Consider the following 13322-nt stretch of genomic DNA (forward strand, 5'->3'; position numbering starts at 1 on the left):
TTTGTGCGGTCGCCTACGTCTGGATTGATTGCGGTTTTACGTTACGGGCCGGTGGAGCGCTTGTGCGCATCGCCGGCTTGATTTTTGCTGCTTTGCGAATTTCCGCGGTTGGCGTTGATCAACCTGGAACGGTCCCTGCTGGCCACGGGGAGCCGCCGTTCGTCGTGGTTGCGCGAGCTTTCCCGTCCCTCTTCAACTCACTCGAACTTGCCGACATCCACGACTTCCTTGACGAACTTCCCCATCGACAGGAGTGCGCTTTCGACGTCCGCGACGACGTGCGCGTTGTCGAACGTCGCCGTGACGAACAATCCCCAGATATCGTCGTCTATTTCGTAGTTGCCGCGGGCATACGTCCAATAGCTGAAGTAACGGTCCTGGGACAAGGCGACCTCGGGTTCGTCAAGGCCATCCGGATGCGGAACCTGGACCGAATGCAGTGCGTCTTGCAGGATCGCGGCGACGTCTGGAAAATCCGCTGCGCGATGGTCGTCGAGTACCTCGACCAGAAGATCGCTGCCGTGAAATACCGGCCGAACGCGGAATCGAATCAGGTTTGTCATGGTTCGTTTTTTGCGTTGACCGGTCGAATCTGCAACTCGATGCGGTCCTTCAACTAAGGCAGCCAAAGTTTTTTCAGCTCTGTCGTTCGTTGCTCTGTCAGATTGGTCAGACACGACGCTACGATCGCCGCACGCAATGTTCCATGTTGAAAGATGCGATCCTGAACCTGACAGTCAGCATCGCGGAACTTGATCCATTGTCGTTGTGCCGCCACCAACGCAGCTCTCGCATCGGCCCGCTCGGTGTCGGAACCCAAGAGATCAAGGGCGGCCCGGTAAGCGTCGTTTAGCTGCGCGTCAGCTCTAACGAAACCTTGATGCGCACAAGCAGCACTATCGGCACCCGATCCGTCGTCGTGACAAACGGGCGCTTGTGAGTTTGCCATCGTAGTGAAGCTGGCGGCAGCGAGGCAAAGGATCATCGATAGCGTGCGTCTCTTCATTTGGGAGCCTCTGTTCCGTGACGGTTACCGAACGGAAATAACGTGCTTCTGTCTTACTCCGGAACTAGCGCCGACTCGCTGGCGATGCGTGCACGAACGCCGCAATAGCCTCCACGACACCATCCGCCAGTGGCAGATCCGGGTTCGAATAAGCAGCGAGGTTTTCTTGCAGATCCGCCGTGCGGACGGCCTTGAGAACGTGATTGGCGTCGGCGATCAGCGCCATTTCGGCCTGCGGATTGGCTCGCTGTAACAGTTCCGCGTCCTGCACGGGAACCTGGATATCCCGCGCGCCCTGCACGATCAGCACGGGCTTCATGTAATCGGCCAGCAGTGCTGCCGGGTCGATGGTCAATTCGCTCATCAGGAAGCGCTGGACTTGCGGCCTGAACACCTGCATGAGCGCCGGATCGATATCGGTCGCGTCTACCCCATTCCCCGCTTCCAGAGAATCGAGGATCGACAGTGCATTGTCCAGGATCGGCGCATTTGCAGGGTTCGACCGCAGTTGCTGCCGCAATACGGGCCCGAGCGGACGCCCCGCCGTGGCAACCAGGATCAGGCCGGCAATGTCGGCCGATTGCCGCGCCGCCAGCAACGCCACCAAACCGCCCTCGCTGTGCCCCAACACCCATACGCTGGAAACACCTGTCCGCGCGCGGATGGCGGCTACCCACGAATGGACGTCGGCCGCGTAGTCGTCGATCACGACATCATTGGCATCCGGTATCGCCGACGCGCTGCCGTACATGCCGCGCTTGTCGATTCGTACCGACGCGATACCTTCTTCGCACAATCCTTCCGCGAGCAACCGGTACGTCGACGCCTGAAGCCAGCTCGGCGCGTTGCCATTTCTGTCGGTCGCGCCCGAGCCCGGCACGATCAGCACCACCGGCATGTCGTCGGAGTCCGGGGACAAGAGCGTGCCTTTCAGCGGGCCAGATGGCCCCGGCGCCTCGATTTCCGTCTGCATGGTTTGCAAAAGCCCCCTGGGAATGAGCTACCGACAATCGCTCCAACAGTGCAGCTCACGGCGCCTTGGCCAACGCCAGAATAGCCGTCACCGCATCGTCCTCGATTCCCTTGATATCCGACGGGAACCGATTCCTTTGCGGTATCAGCACGATGAGCCCCTCGATCTGCGCCGTCACGAGTGCCGCTCGCCGGATGCGCACCGCTTGTGGCAGCGCCGGGTTCACGGCTTCGATGAGGCCGGCGATCACGCCGCGTTGAAATTCATACCCCTCCTCGAGCATCTTCCGCGCGAACTCTTGCGTTTGGGCCAGTGCCCAGAAGTTCACGAACAGGCTTTGGGTCTTGGGCTGCTTTCCGTCTTCGAGCAACAGTCGGACCACTTTCTCCAGCCGACCCTCGGGCGTCAGCGACGTGTCCGCGCGCACGCCGTCGTATGTATTGGCGTACGCTTCCCGCGTCACGGCAAGGATGGCCTCGAAGATGTCTTCGCGCGTGGGAAAGTAGTGCTGCAGGTTCGACAGCGCCAACCCGGCTTTTGCCGCGACCTTCCTCATGGTCAGCCCGCCGTAACCTTCGTCCACGAAGATCTCGATCGCACTGACCATAATCTTGTTCACAGCGTGCTTGCCGCGTTCGGTCAAGACGCGCCCGTTATCGAGAGCCGCCCTCTTCAAGAAATCCTCCTGCAGCCCCGTGAGCGCATGCCCGGGGCGATGGTGCTGATGGCGCGCCAGCGCCGCTGATGCCCGGTCGCAGACCAACCACGCCGCATCCGCTCCATGCACGGGGAGTGGTGATATAGGTTGGGCGACCGGATTTTGCAAAACATCGATGCCTGACTCAGGGTCGTGCCGGTTCCACTGCAGAGACCGAAAGGCCGAACCCGACGGCGACATTCTACGCAGGATTGAAAATCCGGGGAGAGGCACCGATGTCGATTGACGAGCCTACACATGACTTGTTCGATACCCGTCACAAAATGGGTCGAGCGACACATTCTCGTCGATGCGCCCGAACGCCCTCGACTCCCCGCTCTCCCGCCCCTTTGCCACGCCCATGACAAAACGTCTATACTTGGACACTCCATCGACCGGCACGCCGAAGCATTCGAACCCGAGCGCGTCCCCGATTCCCCGGCCCAGTTTGCCCGGAGCGACATGAGCGACTACCCCGTTTTCGACACGCTTTGCGATCTGCTGAACACGTCCGGCGCGCGGTTCCGCGTGCTGGAGCATCCGGCCGAAGGGAAATCCGACGCAATCGCCGCACTGCGCGGCACGCGCCCCGAACAGGGCGCGAAGGCGATGCTCTGCACGTTCAAGGATGGTGGCGACACCACCGCGCTCGCGGTGATTCCCGGCCATTTGAAGATCGATTTCCGCAAGGTCGCCGATGCGGTCGGCCGCCGCAAGGCCACCCTCGCGTCGCCCGACCTCGCGGCCACCGTCACGCGCTGCGTGATGGGCGCGGTGCCGCCGTTCGTGTTCGATGCCAGCGTGACGCTCGTCGTCGACCCCGCCCTGGTCGAACGCAACACCGAGATCGCTTTCAACGCGGGCCGCCTCGATCGCTCCGTCGTGCTCGACGCGGCCGACTACGTGCGGATCGCGCAGCCGCTGCTCGCCGACATCACCCGGCCTGAAGCCGCGGAAGGCGAGTAACACGCCGGTTGCCCCTTCCCCCCGCAGTCGTCGCCTCGATCCGAAACCTGACCGCGAAACCATCATGAACACCACCCGGAAACTCGTGCAGTCCGAACAGGCGTCGCTGATCGAACAGGTGCAGCGCATCGCCGAAGGGCTCGGCGCGATGTTCGCGCCGTTCACCGAGGTCGTGGTTCACGACCTGCGCACGCCGAAGCACGCGATCCTCGCGATCCACAACAACCTGTCGGGGCGCGCAGTCGGCGATCCCGCGACCGAGCTCGGCCTCGCCCGCATCGCGGACGACGATTTCCCGCCCGTGCTCGCGAACTACCCGAACCGCTTCGCCGACGGCCGCACCGCGAAAAGCACGTCGATCGGCATCAAGGATTCGACCGGCCGCTATGTGGCCGCGCTGTGCCTGAATGCCGACGTCACGCTGTTCCGCGGCTTCCAGGGCATGCTGAACCAGTTCTGCAGCACGGACGGCGAAGCCGTCGCGGAAACGCTCGATCCGGCCGGCGCGGACGCGATCCGCCAACGCATCGACGCATTCGCGATGCGCCTCGCGACGACACCGCGCGAACTGAAGACCGACCAGCGCCGCGAGCTGATGCAGACGCTGAAGGCCGACGGTTTCCTCGAGGTGCGCCGCGCGATGGAGATCGTGTCGCAACATCTCGGCGTCTCGCGCGCGACCGTCTACAACGATGCGAAATGACGCAGGCGCGATACCCGCGCCGCTTTCCCGCTGACCGATTCCTACGACCACCGGACCACCCATGAACGCTCCGACTCTCCCCACCTACGACGACGTTGCCGCCGCCGCGGCCCGGCTCGAAGGCCATGCGCACCGCACGCCGGTGATGACGTCGCGGACGATCGACGAAGCGCTCGGCGCGCACGTGTTCTTCAAGTGCGAGAACCTGCAGCGCATGGGCGCATTCAAGTTTCGCGGTGCGTTCAACGCGCTGTCGCGCTTCGACGCGGTGCAACGCCGCAACGGCGTCGTCGCGTTCTCGTCCGGCAACCATGCGCAGGCGATCGCGCTGTCGGCGCGCATGCTCGGCATTCCCGCGACGATCGTGATGCCGCAGGATGCGCCGGCCGCGAAGATGGCCGCGACGCGCGGCTACGGCGGCAAGGTCGTAACCTACGACCGCTACACCGAGGATCGCGAACAGATCGGGCGCGATCTCGCGGCACAGCATGGGCTCACGCTGATCCCGCCCTACGACCACCCGGACGTGATCGCCGGCCAGGGCACGGCGGCCAAGGAACTGTTCGACGAAGTCGGCCCGCTCGATGCGGTATTCACGCCGCTCGGCGGCGGCGGCCTGCTGTCGGGCACCGCGCTCGCCACGCGCGCGCTGTCGCCGCACGCGACGCTGTACGGCGTCGAGCCGGAAGCCGGCAACGACGGCCAGCAATCGTTCCGGTCCGGCGCGATCGTGCATATCGACACGCCGCGCACGATCGCCGACGGTGCGCAGACGCAGCACCTCGGCAACCTGACGTTCCCGATCATCCGGCACGACGTCGACGACATCCTGACCGCGACGGACGCGGAACTGATCGACTGCATGCGCTTCTTCGCCACGCGTATGAAGATGGTGGTCGAGCCGACCGGCTGCCTGTCGCTCGCCGCGGTGCGACGGATGAAGGACGCGCTGCAGGGCAAGCGCGTGGGTGTGGTGATCAGCGGCGGCAACGTCGATCTCGAGAACTTCTGCGCGCTGGTGTCGACGCCGGCATGAACGTCGCGGCGCGCATGAATATTCCGTCATACGCGCCGCATCGCTCCTTCACGTCGCGTTAAGTTTCGCGCCCTAGACTGATGATGTTGTCCCGCAGTCAGTCGTGAAGGAGCCACCATGAAATCGCACGCGATCGTCGCCGCCGCCCTGACGGCTGCTTCCCTTTCGGCGTTCGCTCAACTGGGCGTGACGTCATCCGGTTTCCCCGCCGCGTCGCCGCACGACGCCGTCGCGCAAGCGACGCACCGCTCGCCCGGCGCGTTGCCGCACGCCGGCTTCGTGCTCGCGAAGATCGATCAGAACAATACGCCGCCCGATCGCGGCGGCGACCCGAGCGGCCGTTCGCACTCCGGCATGCGCATGTGACGGCACGCGCCGGGCGCGGTGCCGTGTCCGGCCCTCAGAACGCAGGCAGCGACGGATCGCGTGACGCGAGGATGTCGTCGGTACGCCGCTGCAGCGCGCCGTCGATCGTCTCCGGTTGCGGAATCAGCCAGTAGCGCCCTGCACGTATGCCGTCGAACACCCGCGCGGCGAACGCGTCGGGCGTGAGCCCGTGCGCGTTCAGCATCGCGCGCATCGTGTCGACGAAGCCGCGCACCTCGGGCCGGTCGTGCACCGCGCCGAACGGGTCGTTGAAGATGCCCGACTGCACGGGGCCCGGCGCAAGCAACGACACGCCGACCGGTGCGCCCAACATCTTCAGTTCTCCATACAGCGATTCCGTCAGCGCGACCACCGCGAATTTCGTCGCCGAATAAGGCGACATCAGCGGGCTCGGCAGGAACCCGCCGACCGACGCGGTATTCACGACGCGCGCCGGCAGGTTGCGCTCGAGCATCCGCGGCACGAAGCTGCGGATGCCGTTCAGCACGCCGTGCACGTTGATCGCGAAGCTGCGCTCGAAGCGTTCCGGCGTGATTTCCCAGCTGAAACCGGTCGCCATTACGCCCGCGTTGTTGAACAGCAGATCGACGCCGCCGAAGCGCTGCCACGCCGCTTCCGCCAGCGCGTCGACGGCTTCCGGCCGGCTGACGTCGGTCGGCACGCACAGGACGTCGGTGTCGAGCGTCGCGGCGAATGCGTCGAGCTTCGCCGGGTCGAGATCGGCCAGCACGACGCGCATGCCGAGCCCGGCGGCGTGGCGTGCGAGCCCGCTGCCGATGCCGCTGGCCGCGCCGGTGATCACGGCGGTGCCGCCGTCGAAGCGAATCGAGTTCGTCATGTCAATCAAAGTCCTGTCGGGTCGATGTGGGGATGCGCATACGCGGGAATCACCGGCGGCGGCAGCACCGTGCGGCCGTCGAGCGAGCGCACCGCGAGTTGCTGTGCGAGCGGGAAATGCAGGCTGTGCGTGACGAGGCCCGTGCGTTCGCGCGCCGGCAGGCGGCACAGCGCGAGCGCGGTCTCGGCGAGATACGCGACATCCTCGGTCGGATAGCCTTCGGGGATGTAGCGCGCGGCGCCCGGCGTGCGGATCGCCGTGCTCGGCGCGACCAGATTCACCGCGATTCCGTCGGCTTCGAGTTCGGCCGCGAGCCCCTGCGTGAAGCGCGACAGCGCCGCCTTCGCCGCCGCATAGACGGTCGCGCCGCCCGCGCGCGAGAAATCGTCGAACGGCCGCAGCGGCGGCAGCGCCGTCACCGAGCCGACGTTGACGATCCAGCCGGCGCCGCGGGCGCGCATCAGCGGGATCGCGGCCTGCGCCAGCGCGAACGGAATCCGCAGATAGTGTTCGATCGTCGTGTCGAACATCGTCATCGGCATCGCGTCGACGCACGCGTAGTCGGCCACGCCCGCGTTGTTGACGAGGATGTCGAGGCCGCCGGCGGCTTGCGCCGCGCGCCCGACGAGCGCTTCGCGCTCGGCCGCGTTCGACAGGTCGGCCGCCAGCGCGATGGCGCGGCCGCCGGCGGCCTCGATCAGCGCAACCGTTTCGGCGAGCGTGCCGGCGGTCGTCGCCGATTGCGTGAGGCTGCGCGCCGTCACGACGACGGTCGCGCCTTCGGATGCGAGGCGCTGCGCGATCGCACGGCCAATGCCACGGCTTGCGCCCGTCACGAGCGCGCACTTGCCGGCCAGTACGCCGGTTCGGGTATCGGTCATCGTTGTCTCCTGTGATGTGCGTGCGGGCCGCTCAGCGGGCGATATCCGCAACATGAAGCACCAGCTTCGTTTTCGCCTCGCCCGTTTGAACGAGATCGAGTGCGCGGGCCGCCTGTTCGAGCGGGAAACGGTCGAAGCGCGGCACACGCAGCGCGCGCTTGTCCAGTTGCGCGGCGATCCGGCCAAGCGTGCCGCCACTCGGCATCCGGCTGTAGGTCATCGCGGTGCGCAGGCCGCGTCGTGCGGCAACGGCTGCCGTCGCGGCGAACCGCTCCGCATCGCCGGCCGCGAACGTCATGATGTTCACCAGCGTGCCGCCCGGCGCCAGCAGGTCGAGCGGATTGGGCAGCGTGTCGCCACCGACCGCGTCGAGCACGAGGTCGACACCGCCTGGCGCCCAGGCGCGCAGCGCCGCGGCGATGTCCTGCGCGCGATAGTCGATGCTCGCCGCCGCGCCCAGCGATTCGACCGTCTCGCGGTTGCGCGCCGAACACGTTGCCGCGACGCGCGCGCCGGCCTGCACGGCCAGCTGGATCGCGAACGTGCCGACCGCGCCCGCGCCGCCGTGCACCAGCACGGTCTGGCCCGCCTTCAGCCCGCCGTCGTCGAACAGGCCGGCCCATGCGGCGAGCGCGGGCGTCGGCACCGTGGCGGCTTCCGCCAGGCTCACCGCATCGGGCACGCGCACGACCGAGTCGTGACGCACCGCGACGTATTCCGCAAACGCACCCCAGCGCCCCGCGCCGACGTCGGTCTGCGCGAACACGCGCATGCCGGGCGCGAAACCGTCGACGCCGTCGCCGACCGCTTCGACCACGCCCGCCGCGTCGAAGCCGATCACGAACGGAAACGTGTATTGCATGAAGGCGCCGAGGTAGCCTTCGCGGCATTTCCAGTCGGCGGGATTGATGCCCGCGTAGGCCACGCGGATCAGCACGTCGCCGGGGCCCGGCGTCGGGGCCGGCACGTCAGCCATGCGCAAGGTGTCGGAATGACCGACGCGGTCGATCAACAGGGCTCGCATCTTCGTGTCTCCAGGGTTGGTTCGATGTCAGCTCGATGTGGGCTGCGCGTCACGCCACCGTATCCACCAGCAGGCTCGACGCGAGCGGACAGAACGCATGCGAGATCGCATCGACCGTCCAGTCGGGGCTTTCGGCGTCGAACCGGCGGTCGACCCAGCCCCAGTGATACGGATGCATCAGGTATTCGCCGAGCAGATCGCCGACGTGCGCGAATTCCTGCTGCCACACGTGCGTCCATGCACCGGGCGTCTCGATCCGGCTCAGGCGCCAGTTGCGGATGCCGGGCATGAACGCGGGCATCCGCAGCAGTTCGCGTTCGAGCGCGGCGATCCGCGCTGTGCTGGCCTGCGGCCGCACGCGCAGCATCAGCGTGCGCCATACGCCGTCGCGCAGCGCCGGTTCGCGCAGGCCGCCGCCGATCACGCGGCATTCGGCGCCGTCGATGCGCTCGATACCCGGCAGCTGAGCCAGCGCCACAAAATCCGCCGTGCCGCCGGCTGCCGAATCGGCGCGCAGCACGTCGAGCGTGTAGTCGCCCGCCCCCCAGCTGCCGTCCAGATTGCGTGCCAATGCCACGCGTTTCGTGCCGACCAGCGCGTGCGCGGCTTCGCGCAATGCAGGCTCGATCCCGCCCGCATCGCAATCCGCGGACACGAATACCTGTGCCGTGTCATGCCGCATGATCGACCTCCGTCAGCGCGGGCAGCGGCGCATCGGCGTCCGTCATCACATGGCGGCGGCGCACGTCGCACAGCGCGTCGACCGCCATCCAGAATCCGACCACGTCGGCATCCGTCAACGCGCGCATCCGGTAGTAGGCCGGCGCGTCGGCCACGTGCCAGGTCAGCCATAGCGTGCTCGGCTGCCCCGGCACCGCGACGGGCGGCGACACCCAGCGGCCGGCCACCGTCAGCCCGCGCGCCGCGTGGCCCGGCAGGTAACGGTCGCGCAGCAGTGCAAGCACGTCGGGAATGCGCTCGGGCGCGAGCGTGATTTCGTCTACGATCTGGATCATTCGCGTGTCGTCCGTGGTCGTTCGTGACAGGGATGCGCAGCCGGCCTACGCCGTTCCGGCGAGGCCGAAGGCAGTCGGCGTGGATAGCATTCTTGCGTGGTGACGATTCGCAGACCCCTACCGGCCCGCTCACCGCCCCCTGTCGCAACGATCAGATCGGGAAACTCATGAAACAGCACGCCATCCCGGCCCGCGGCCGCGTCCTGCCGGGGCTCGGCGCGCGCCTGCTGAGCGAACTCACGCGCAGCGGCGCGCCGCCGGCCGACCGCGATGCGCAGCCGCCGCCACCGGCAGCGACGCCGGGCGATTTCGTCGCGCTGTACCGCGACGCGATCGAACGCCTCGAGGCGCAGGTCGCGCGCGGCGACGGCCACCCGCCGATGCGCAAGCGCGAAGTCGACCTGATGTGCCGCTGCCTGCTGAGCTGCGCGACGCTGGCCGACGCGATCCGCTGTGCGCGCGAATTCGGCGAGATGCTGACCCCGCGCGCCGGCGCGTTGTCGCTCACCGTGCGCGACGGGCGCGCGACGTTCCGGATGGATTCGCTGCGCCGCACCCGCAGCCCGGCCGCGTGCCTCGTCGACCTGACGGGGTTGCTCTGCTATCTGCAACTGTTCGGCTGGCTGATCGGGCAGCCGCTGCGGCCGACCGACGTATGGCTCGGCCATCCGCGCCGCGACGACGCGATGCCGCTGCTCGGGCTGTTCAATGCGCCGGTCGAGGTCGGCCGCAAGAGCTACGGCTTCGCATTCGATGCGGCGCGGCTCGCGTGCCGCGTGGTGCGGCAGCCGGCCGAGCTCGACGCGTTTCTCGTCGATTTTCCGTTTCGCCTGATCGATGCGGCGCCGGCCGTCGTGTCGTGGGCGCAGCAGGTGCGCGGTTTTCTCGACGCGGCGCTCGCGCACGAGCAGGCGTTGCCGGCGCTCGCCGAGCTCGCCGCGTGGCTCGGCGTCAGCGAGGCGACGTTGCGGCGGCGGCTGGTGGCCGAAGGCAGCGGTTATCACGTGCTGCGGGAGCAGTGTCTCGCCGAGGCCGCGCAACGCTGCCTGCGCGAGTCGGACTGGCCGGTCGCGCGGATCGCCGCGCATCTCGGGTTCGGCGGCGAGGAAGCCTTCCGCCGCGCGTTCGTCAGGTGGACGGGTGTCGCACCGAGCCTGTACCGGCGCGATTACATGGCAGCGAACCACGCCATTTCGTCAGACATGAAACGCGCCGTCGACGCATGAAAGACAGGATTTCGAAAGTTTTGGCGCGTCGATGACGTTTTTTCGCATCCGGGGGCTACCCGACAATTGACGCGCCGGCGCGCACGCCATTACCCTTGCGCGCTGATGGTTCCCAGGGATGGGATCAAAAGGGAACGCAGGCGAGGCAGTGCCTCGAATCTGCGGCTGCCCCCGCAACTGTGAGCGGCGAATCCGTGCCACTGCATGCCACTGGGAAACCGGGAAGGCCGGCACGAATCAGGACCCGCGAGCCAGGAGACCTGCCATCGACCCGAGGTCCAAGCAGCCGCACCGGGCGGGGTGTCCCGATGCGCCAGCACCGCCTTTGGCGGTGCCCGTTGCATGGACGGCCCGACCTCAGGATCCGCCCGATGTCCACTGTTACCGCATCCGCTTCCTCACCGGAAGCGTCGCGCCGGCACACCGCCGGCATGCACGGCCCGCCGGCTCGCGCGCGCCGTTCCCTGTCGATCGCGTCCGCCGGCATGTGCCGCGCCCACGCCCGCGATAACGACCTGGCCGGCCCGCTCGACCCGGTCGCGCGATAGCCCGATCACCGATAACAAAACCGGCGCTGCCCGCCGCACTCCCCCGATCGACACATGCGCAGCCCGACCACAACGACAGCCTCATGAAGATTCGACACCTCCTTGCCACGTCCGCCGCGACCGCGCTCCTTTCGCCGCTCGCCCACGCAGCCGGCGACACCGCGGTTGCGCAACCGGCCCCGGCCGCCGAAGGCGCCGACCTGGCGACGATCAATGTGACCGACACACGCCGGCTGCCCGAGTCGTTCGACCAGCGCTATGCGACGACCCAGGTGCTCACGCGCACCGATCTCGACCGGCTGTCGCCGAGCGACCCGAGCATCACGCAGGCGCTCGCGACGCTGCCCGGCGTGACCGTCTCGCAGAACGGCGGGCCCGGCTCGTCCGCGTCGGTCAGCATCCGCGGCTCGTCGGCCAGCCAGGTCGCCGTGTTCATCGACGGCATCCGGATCGGCTCGCCGACCACCGGCATCGCGCCATGGGCGGACCTGCCGACCGAATCGTTCGAACGCGTCGAAGTGATCTCGGGGCCGGCCGCCGCGTCGTTCGGCGCCAATGCGATGGGCGGCGTCGTGCAGCTCTTCACGCGCCGCGCGGCCAACCAGCCGAACCAGACCACCGTGTCGTTCGGCGGCGGCTCGAACAAGACGTTCGACACGCAGTTGCGCACGTCGGGCACGGTACCGTCGACCGGGCCCCTCGCCGCGCTCGGCGGGCTCACCTACTCGCTCGGCCTGCATTCGTACAACACGGCCGGCATCGACGCGACGCGGCCCTTCGCGTACGGGCACGAGGCGGGCCGCAACCCGTACCACGCGCAGGATCTCGATGCGCGCCTCGGCTACGCGCGCGACAACTGGTCGATCTCGACGTTCGCGCTGTATCACCGGTCCGATCTGTCCTACGACAACCGCGGCTATGCGAACCGCCAGCTCGATCATCAGCTGACGACCGGTCTCGCGTTCCACCTCGATATCACGCCGGACACGCAGTTCGATCAGTCGTTCGGTTATGCGAACGATCGCGGGTTCATCTACGCGAGCGATCCGACCATCCCGACCGACCAGATCAATTCGCAGCGCATCAGCACGTCGACGTCGCTGACGCATCAGGCGCGCGGATTCCATCTGTTCGGGCTGCCGCTGTCGGGCGAAACCAAGCTCGCCTACGACTTCACGCGCGAGCAGGCATTCCTGCCGGTCGACATTCCGAACGGCGTGCCGACGCGCAACGATTCCGCGTTCTCGCTGCACCAATCGGCGACGCTCGGCAGCGTGACGATGTTCCTCGCGGGGCGTCATGAAATCATCGCCGGGCAGTCGGTGAATACGGGCAACGCGGCGCTGTCGTGGGCGATCACGCCGGTGTACACGGCGCGCGTGTCGTACGGCAATGCGTTCAAGCTGCCGTCGTTCAACGACCTGTACTACCCCGGCTACGGCAATCCGAACCTCAGCCCGGAACGCAGCACGTCGGTCGAGACCGCGGTCGATGCGAACACGTCGTACGGCACGTTCACGGCCGCGATCTACGATACGCGCGTCAGCAACCTGATCGCGTACAACCCGGCGACGTTCTCGCCGATCAACATCGGCCGCGCGCATATTCGCGGTATCGACCTGTCGTACAAGGGGACGATCGGCCGCTCGACGCCGGTGAGCCTCGCGGTCGGGATCCTGAATCCGCAGGACGAGACCAACGACTCGTGGCTCAACCGCCGGCCGCGCCAGACGGTCAGCCTCAACATCGATCACACGTGGGATGAACTGCACCTGCATGCGTTGAGCACGGGGGCGTCGCTGCTTTATGGCGGCACGACGTTCGACGATCCGGCCAATTCGACCTATCTGCCGTCGTATCTGACGGTGGGCTTGCGCGCGTCGTACCGGATCAATTCGCACCTGACCGTGTCGGCGACGGTGTCGAACCTGTTCGATCGCCAGTACATGACCGCGTATGGGTACAACACGCTCGGGCGGACGGCGTTCGGGAAGGTCAGCTACACGTTCTGACCGGGATGG

15 protein-coding genes and 1 riboswitch are annotated in these 13322 nt (G+C 67.1%); of the genes, 6 read left to right on the top strand and 9 right to left on the bottom strand.

Annotated elements, in window-relative coordinates; genetic code table 11:
• Nucleotides 1-197 precede the first annotated feature (197 nt).
• The 4 genes from LGM89_RS00325 to LGM89_RS00340 form a co-directional block, all read right to left on the bottom strand.
• Nucleotides 198-563, bottom strand: a complete 366-nt coding sequence (locus tag LGM89_RS00325; RefSeq protein WP_226271920.1) for a hypothetical protein — start codon at nt 561-563, stop codon at nt 198-200.
• Nucleotides 564-616: 53 nt separating this feature from the next.
• On the bottom strand, nt 617-1006 hold the full coding sequence (locus LGM89_RS00330) for a lysozyme inhibitor LprI family protein (RefSeq protein ID WP_089496876.1): 390 nt from the start codon (nt 1004-1006) through the stop codon (nt 617-619).
• Between the two features lie 64 nt (nt 1007-1070).
• Nucleotides 1071-1979: an alpha/beta hydrolase gene (locus tag LGM89_RS00335; RefSeq protein ID WP_226271921.1), complete on the bottom strand. Its 909-nt coding sequence runs from the start codon at nt 1977-1979 to the stop codon at nt 1071-1073.
• A gap of 55 nt (nt 1980-2034) precedes the next feature.
• Complete coding sequence (locus LGM89_RS00340) at nt 2035-2655, bottom strand: TetR/AcrR family transcriptional regulator (protein WP_179254892.1); 621 nt, start codon at nt 2653-2655, stop codon at nt 2035-2037.
• 483 nt (nt 2656-3138) lie between these two features.
• Between LGM89_RS00340 and LGM89_RS00345 the strand changes: the two genes are divergently transcribed.
• From LGM89_RS00345 to LGM89_RS00360, 4 genes are all read left to right on the top strand, one after another.
• Nucleotides 3139-3642 (top strand): YbaK/prolyl-tRNA synthetase associated domain-containing protein, encoded by a 504-nt coding sequence (locus LGM89_RS00345; RefSeq protein WP_089432741.1) that lies wholly within the window; start codon nt 3139-3141, stop codon nt 3640-3642.
• A gap of 64 nt (nt 3643-3706) precedes the next feature.
• Nucleotides 3707-4345, top strand: coding sequence for a transcriptional regulator (locus LGM89_RS00350; RefSeq protein WP_089496874.1), 639 nt, complete (start codon nt 3707-3709; stop codon nt 4343-4345).
• Nucleotides 4346-4406: 61 nt separating this feature from the next.
• A complete protein-coding gene (locus tag LGM89_RS00355; RefSeq protein ID WP_226271922.1) occupies nt 4407-5381 on the top strand; it encodes a threo-3-hydroxy-L-aspartate ammonia-lyase in 975 nt (324 codons plus the stop codon).
• A gap of 117 nt (nt 5382-5498) precedes the next feature.
• Complete coding sequence (locus tag LGM89_RS00360; protein WP_226271923.1) at nt 5499-5747, top strand: hypothetical protein; 249 nt, start codon at nt 5499-5501, stop codon at nt 5745-5747.
• A 34-nt stretch (nt 5748-5781) separates the two neighbouring features.
• Here the strand turns inward: LGM89_RS00360 and LGM89_RS00365 are convergent, their stop codons facing one another.
• Genes LGM89_RS00365 through LGM89_RS00385 form a run of 5 tightly spaced genes read right to left on the bottom strand, consistent with a single transcriptional unit; the run spans nt 5782 to nt 9527 of the window.
• Entirely contained in the window at nt 5782-6606 is an 825-nt protein-coding gene (locus LGM89_RS00365) for an SDR family NAD(P)-dependent oxidoreductase (RefSeq protein ID WP_226203128.1), read from the bottom strand.
• Between the two features lie 5 nt (nt 6607-6611).
• Nucleotides 6612-7487 carry an SDR family NAD(P)-dependent oxidoreductase gene (locus LGM89_RS00370; protein ID WP_226271924.1) on the bottom strand — a complete coding sequence of 292 codons (876 nt, stop codon included), beginning with the start codon at nt 7485-7487 and terminating at the stop codon, nt 6612-6614.
• A 31-nt stretch (nt 7488-7518) separates the two neighbouring features.
• A complete protein-coding gene (locus LGM89_RS00375) occupies nt 7519-8511 on the bottom strand; it encodes an NADP-dependent oxidoreductase (RefSeq protein WP_226271925.1) in 993 nt (330 codons plus the stop codon).
• 49 nt (nt 8512-8560) lie between these two features.
• Nucleotides 8561-9193: a Dabb family protein gene (locus LGM89_RS00380; RefSeq protein WP_226271926.1), complete on the bottom strand. Its 633-nt coding sequence runs from the start codon at nt 9191-9193 to the stop codon at nt 8561-8563.
• Nucleotides 9183-9527, bottom strand: a complete 345-nt coding sequence (locus LGM89_RS00385) for a hypothetical protein (protein ID WP_226271927.1) — start codon at nt 9525-9527, stop codon at nt 9183-9185. The genes LGM89_RS00380 and LGM89_RS00385 overlap by 11 nt, the downstream gene beginning before the upstream one ends.
• Before the next feature lie 167 nt (nt 9528-9694).
• Between LGM89_RS00385 and LGM89_RS00390 the strand changes: the two genes are divergently transcribed.
• Both LGM89_RS00390 and LGM89_RS00395 read left to right on the top strand, forming a co-directional pair.
• Nucleotides 9695-10753, top strand: coding sequence for a helix-turn-helix transcriptional regulator (locus LGM89_RS00390; protein WP_226271928.1), 1059 nt, complete (start codon nt 9695-9697; stop codon nt 10751-10753).
• Nucleotides 10754-10842: 89 nt separating this feature from the next.
• Nucleotides 10843-11036: riboswitch (cobalamin riboswitch) on the top strand.
• Nucleotides 11037-11384: 348 nt separating this feature from the next.
• Nucleotides 11385-13313, top strand: a complete 1929-nt coding sequence (locus LGM89_RS00395; RefSeq protein ID WP_226271929.1) for a TonB-dependent receptor domain-containing protein — start codon at nt 11385-11387, stop codon at nt 13311-13313.
• Nucleotides 13314-13322: the final 9 nt, after the last annotated feature.

Source organism: Burkholderia sp. AU31624, assembly GCF_020420065.1.
GTDB lineage: Bacteria > Pseudomonadota > Gammaproteobacteria > Burkholderiales > Burkholderiaceae > Burkholderia.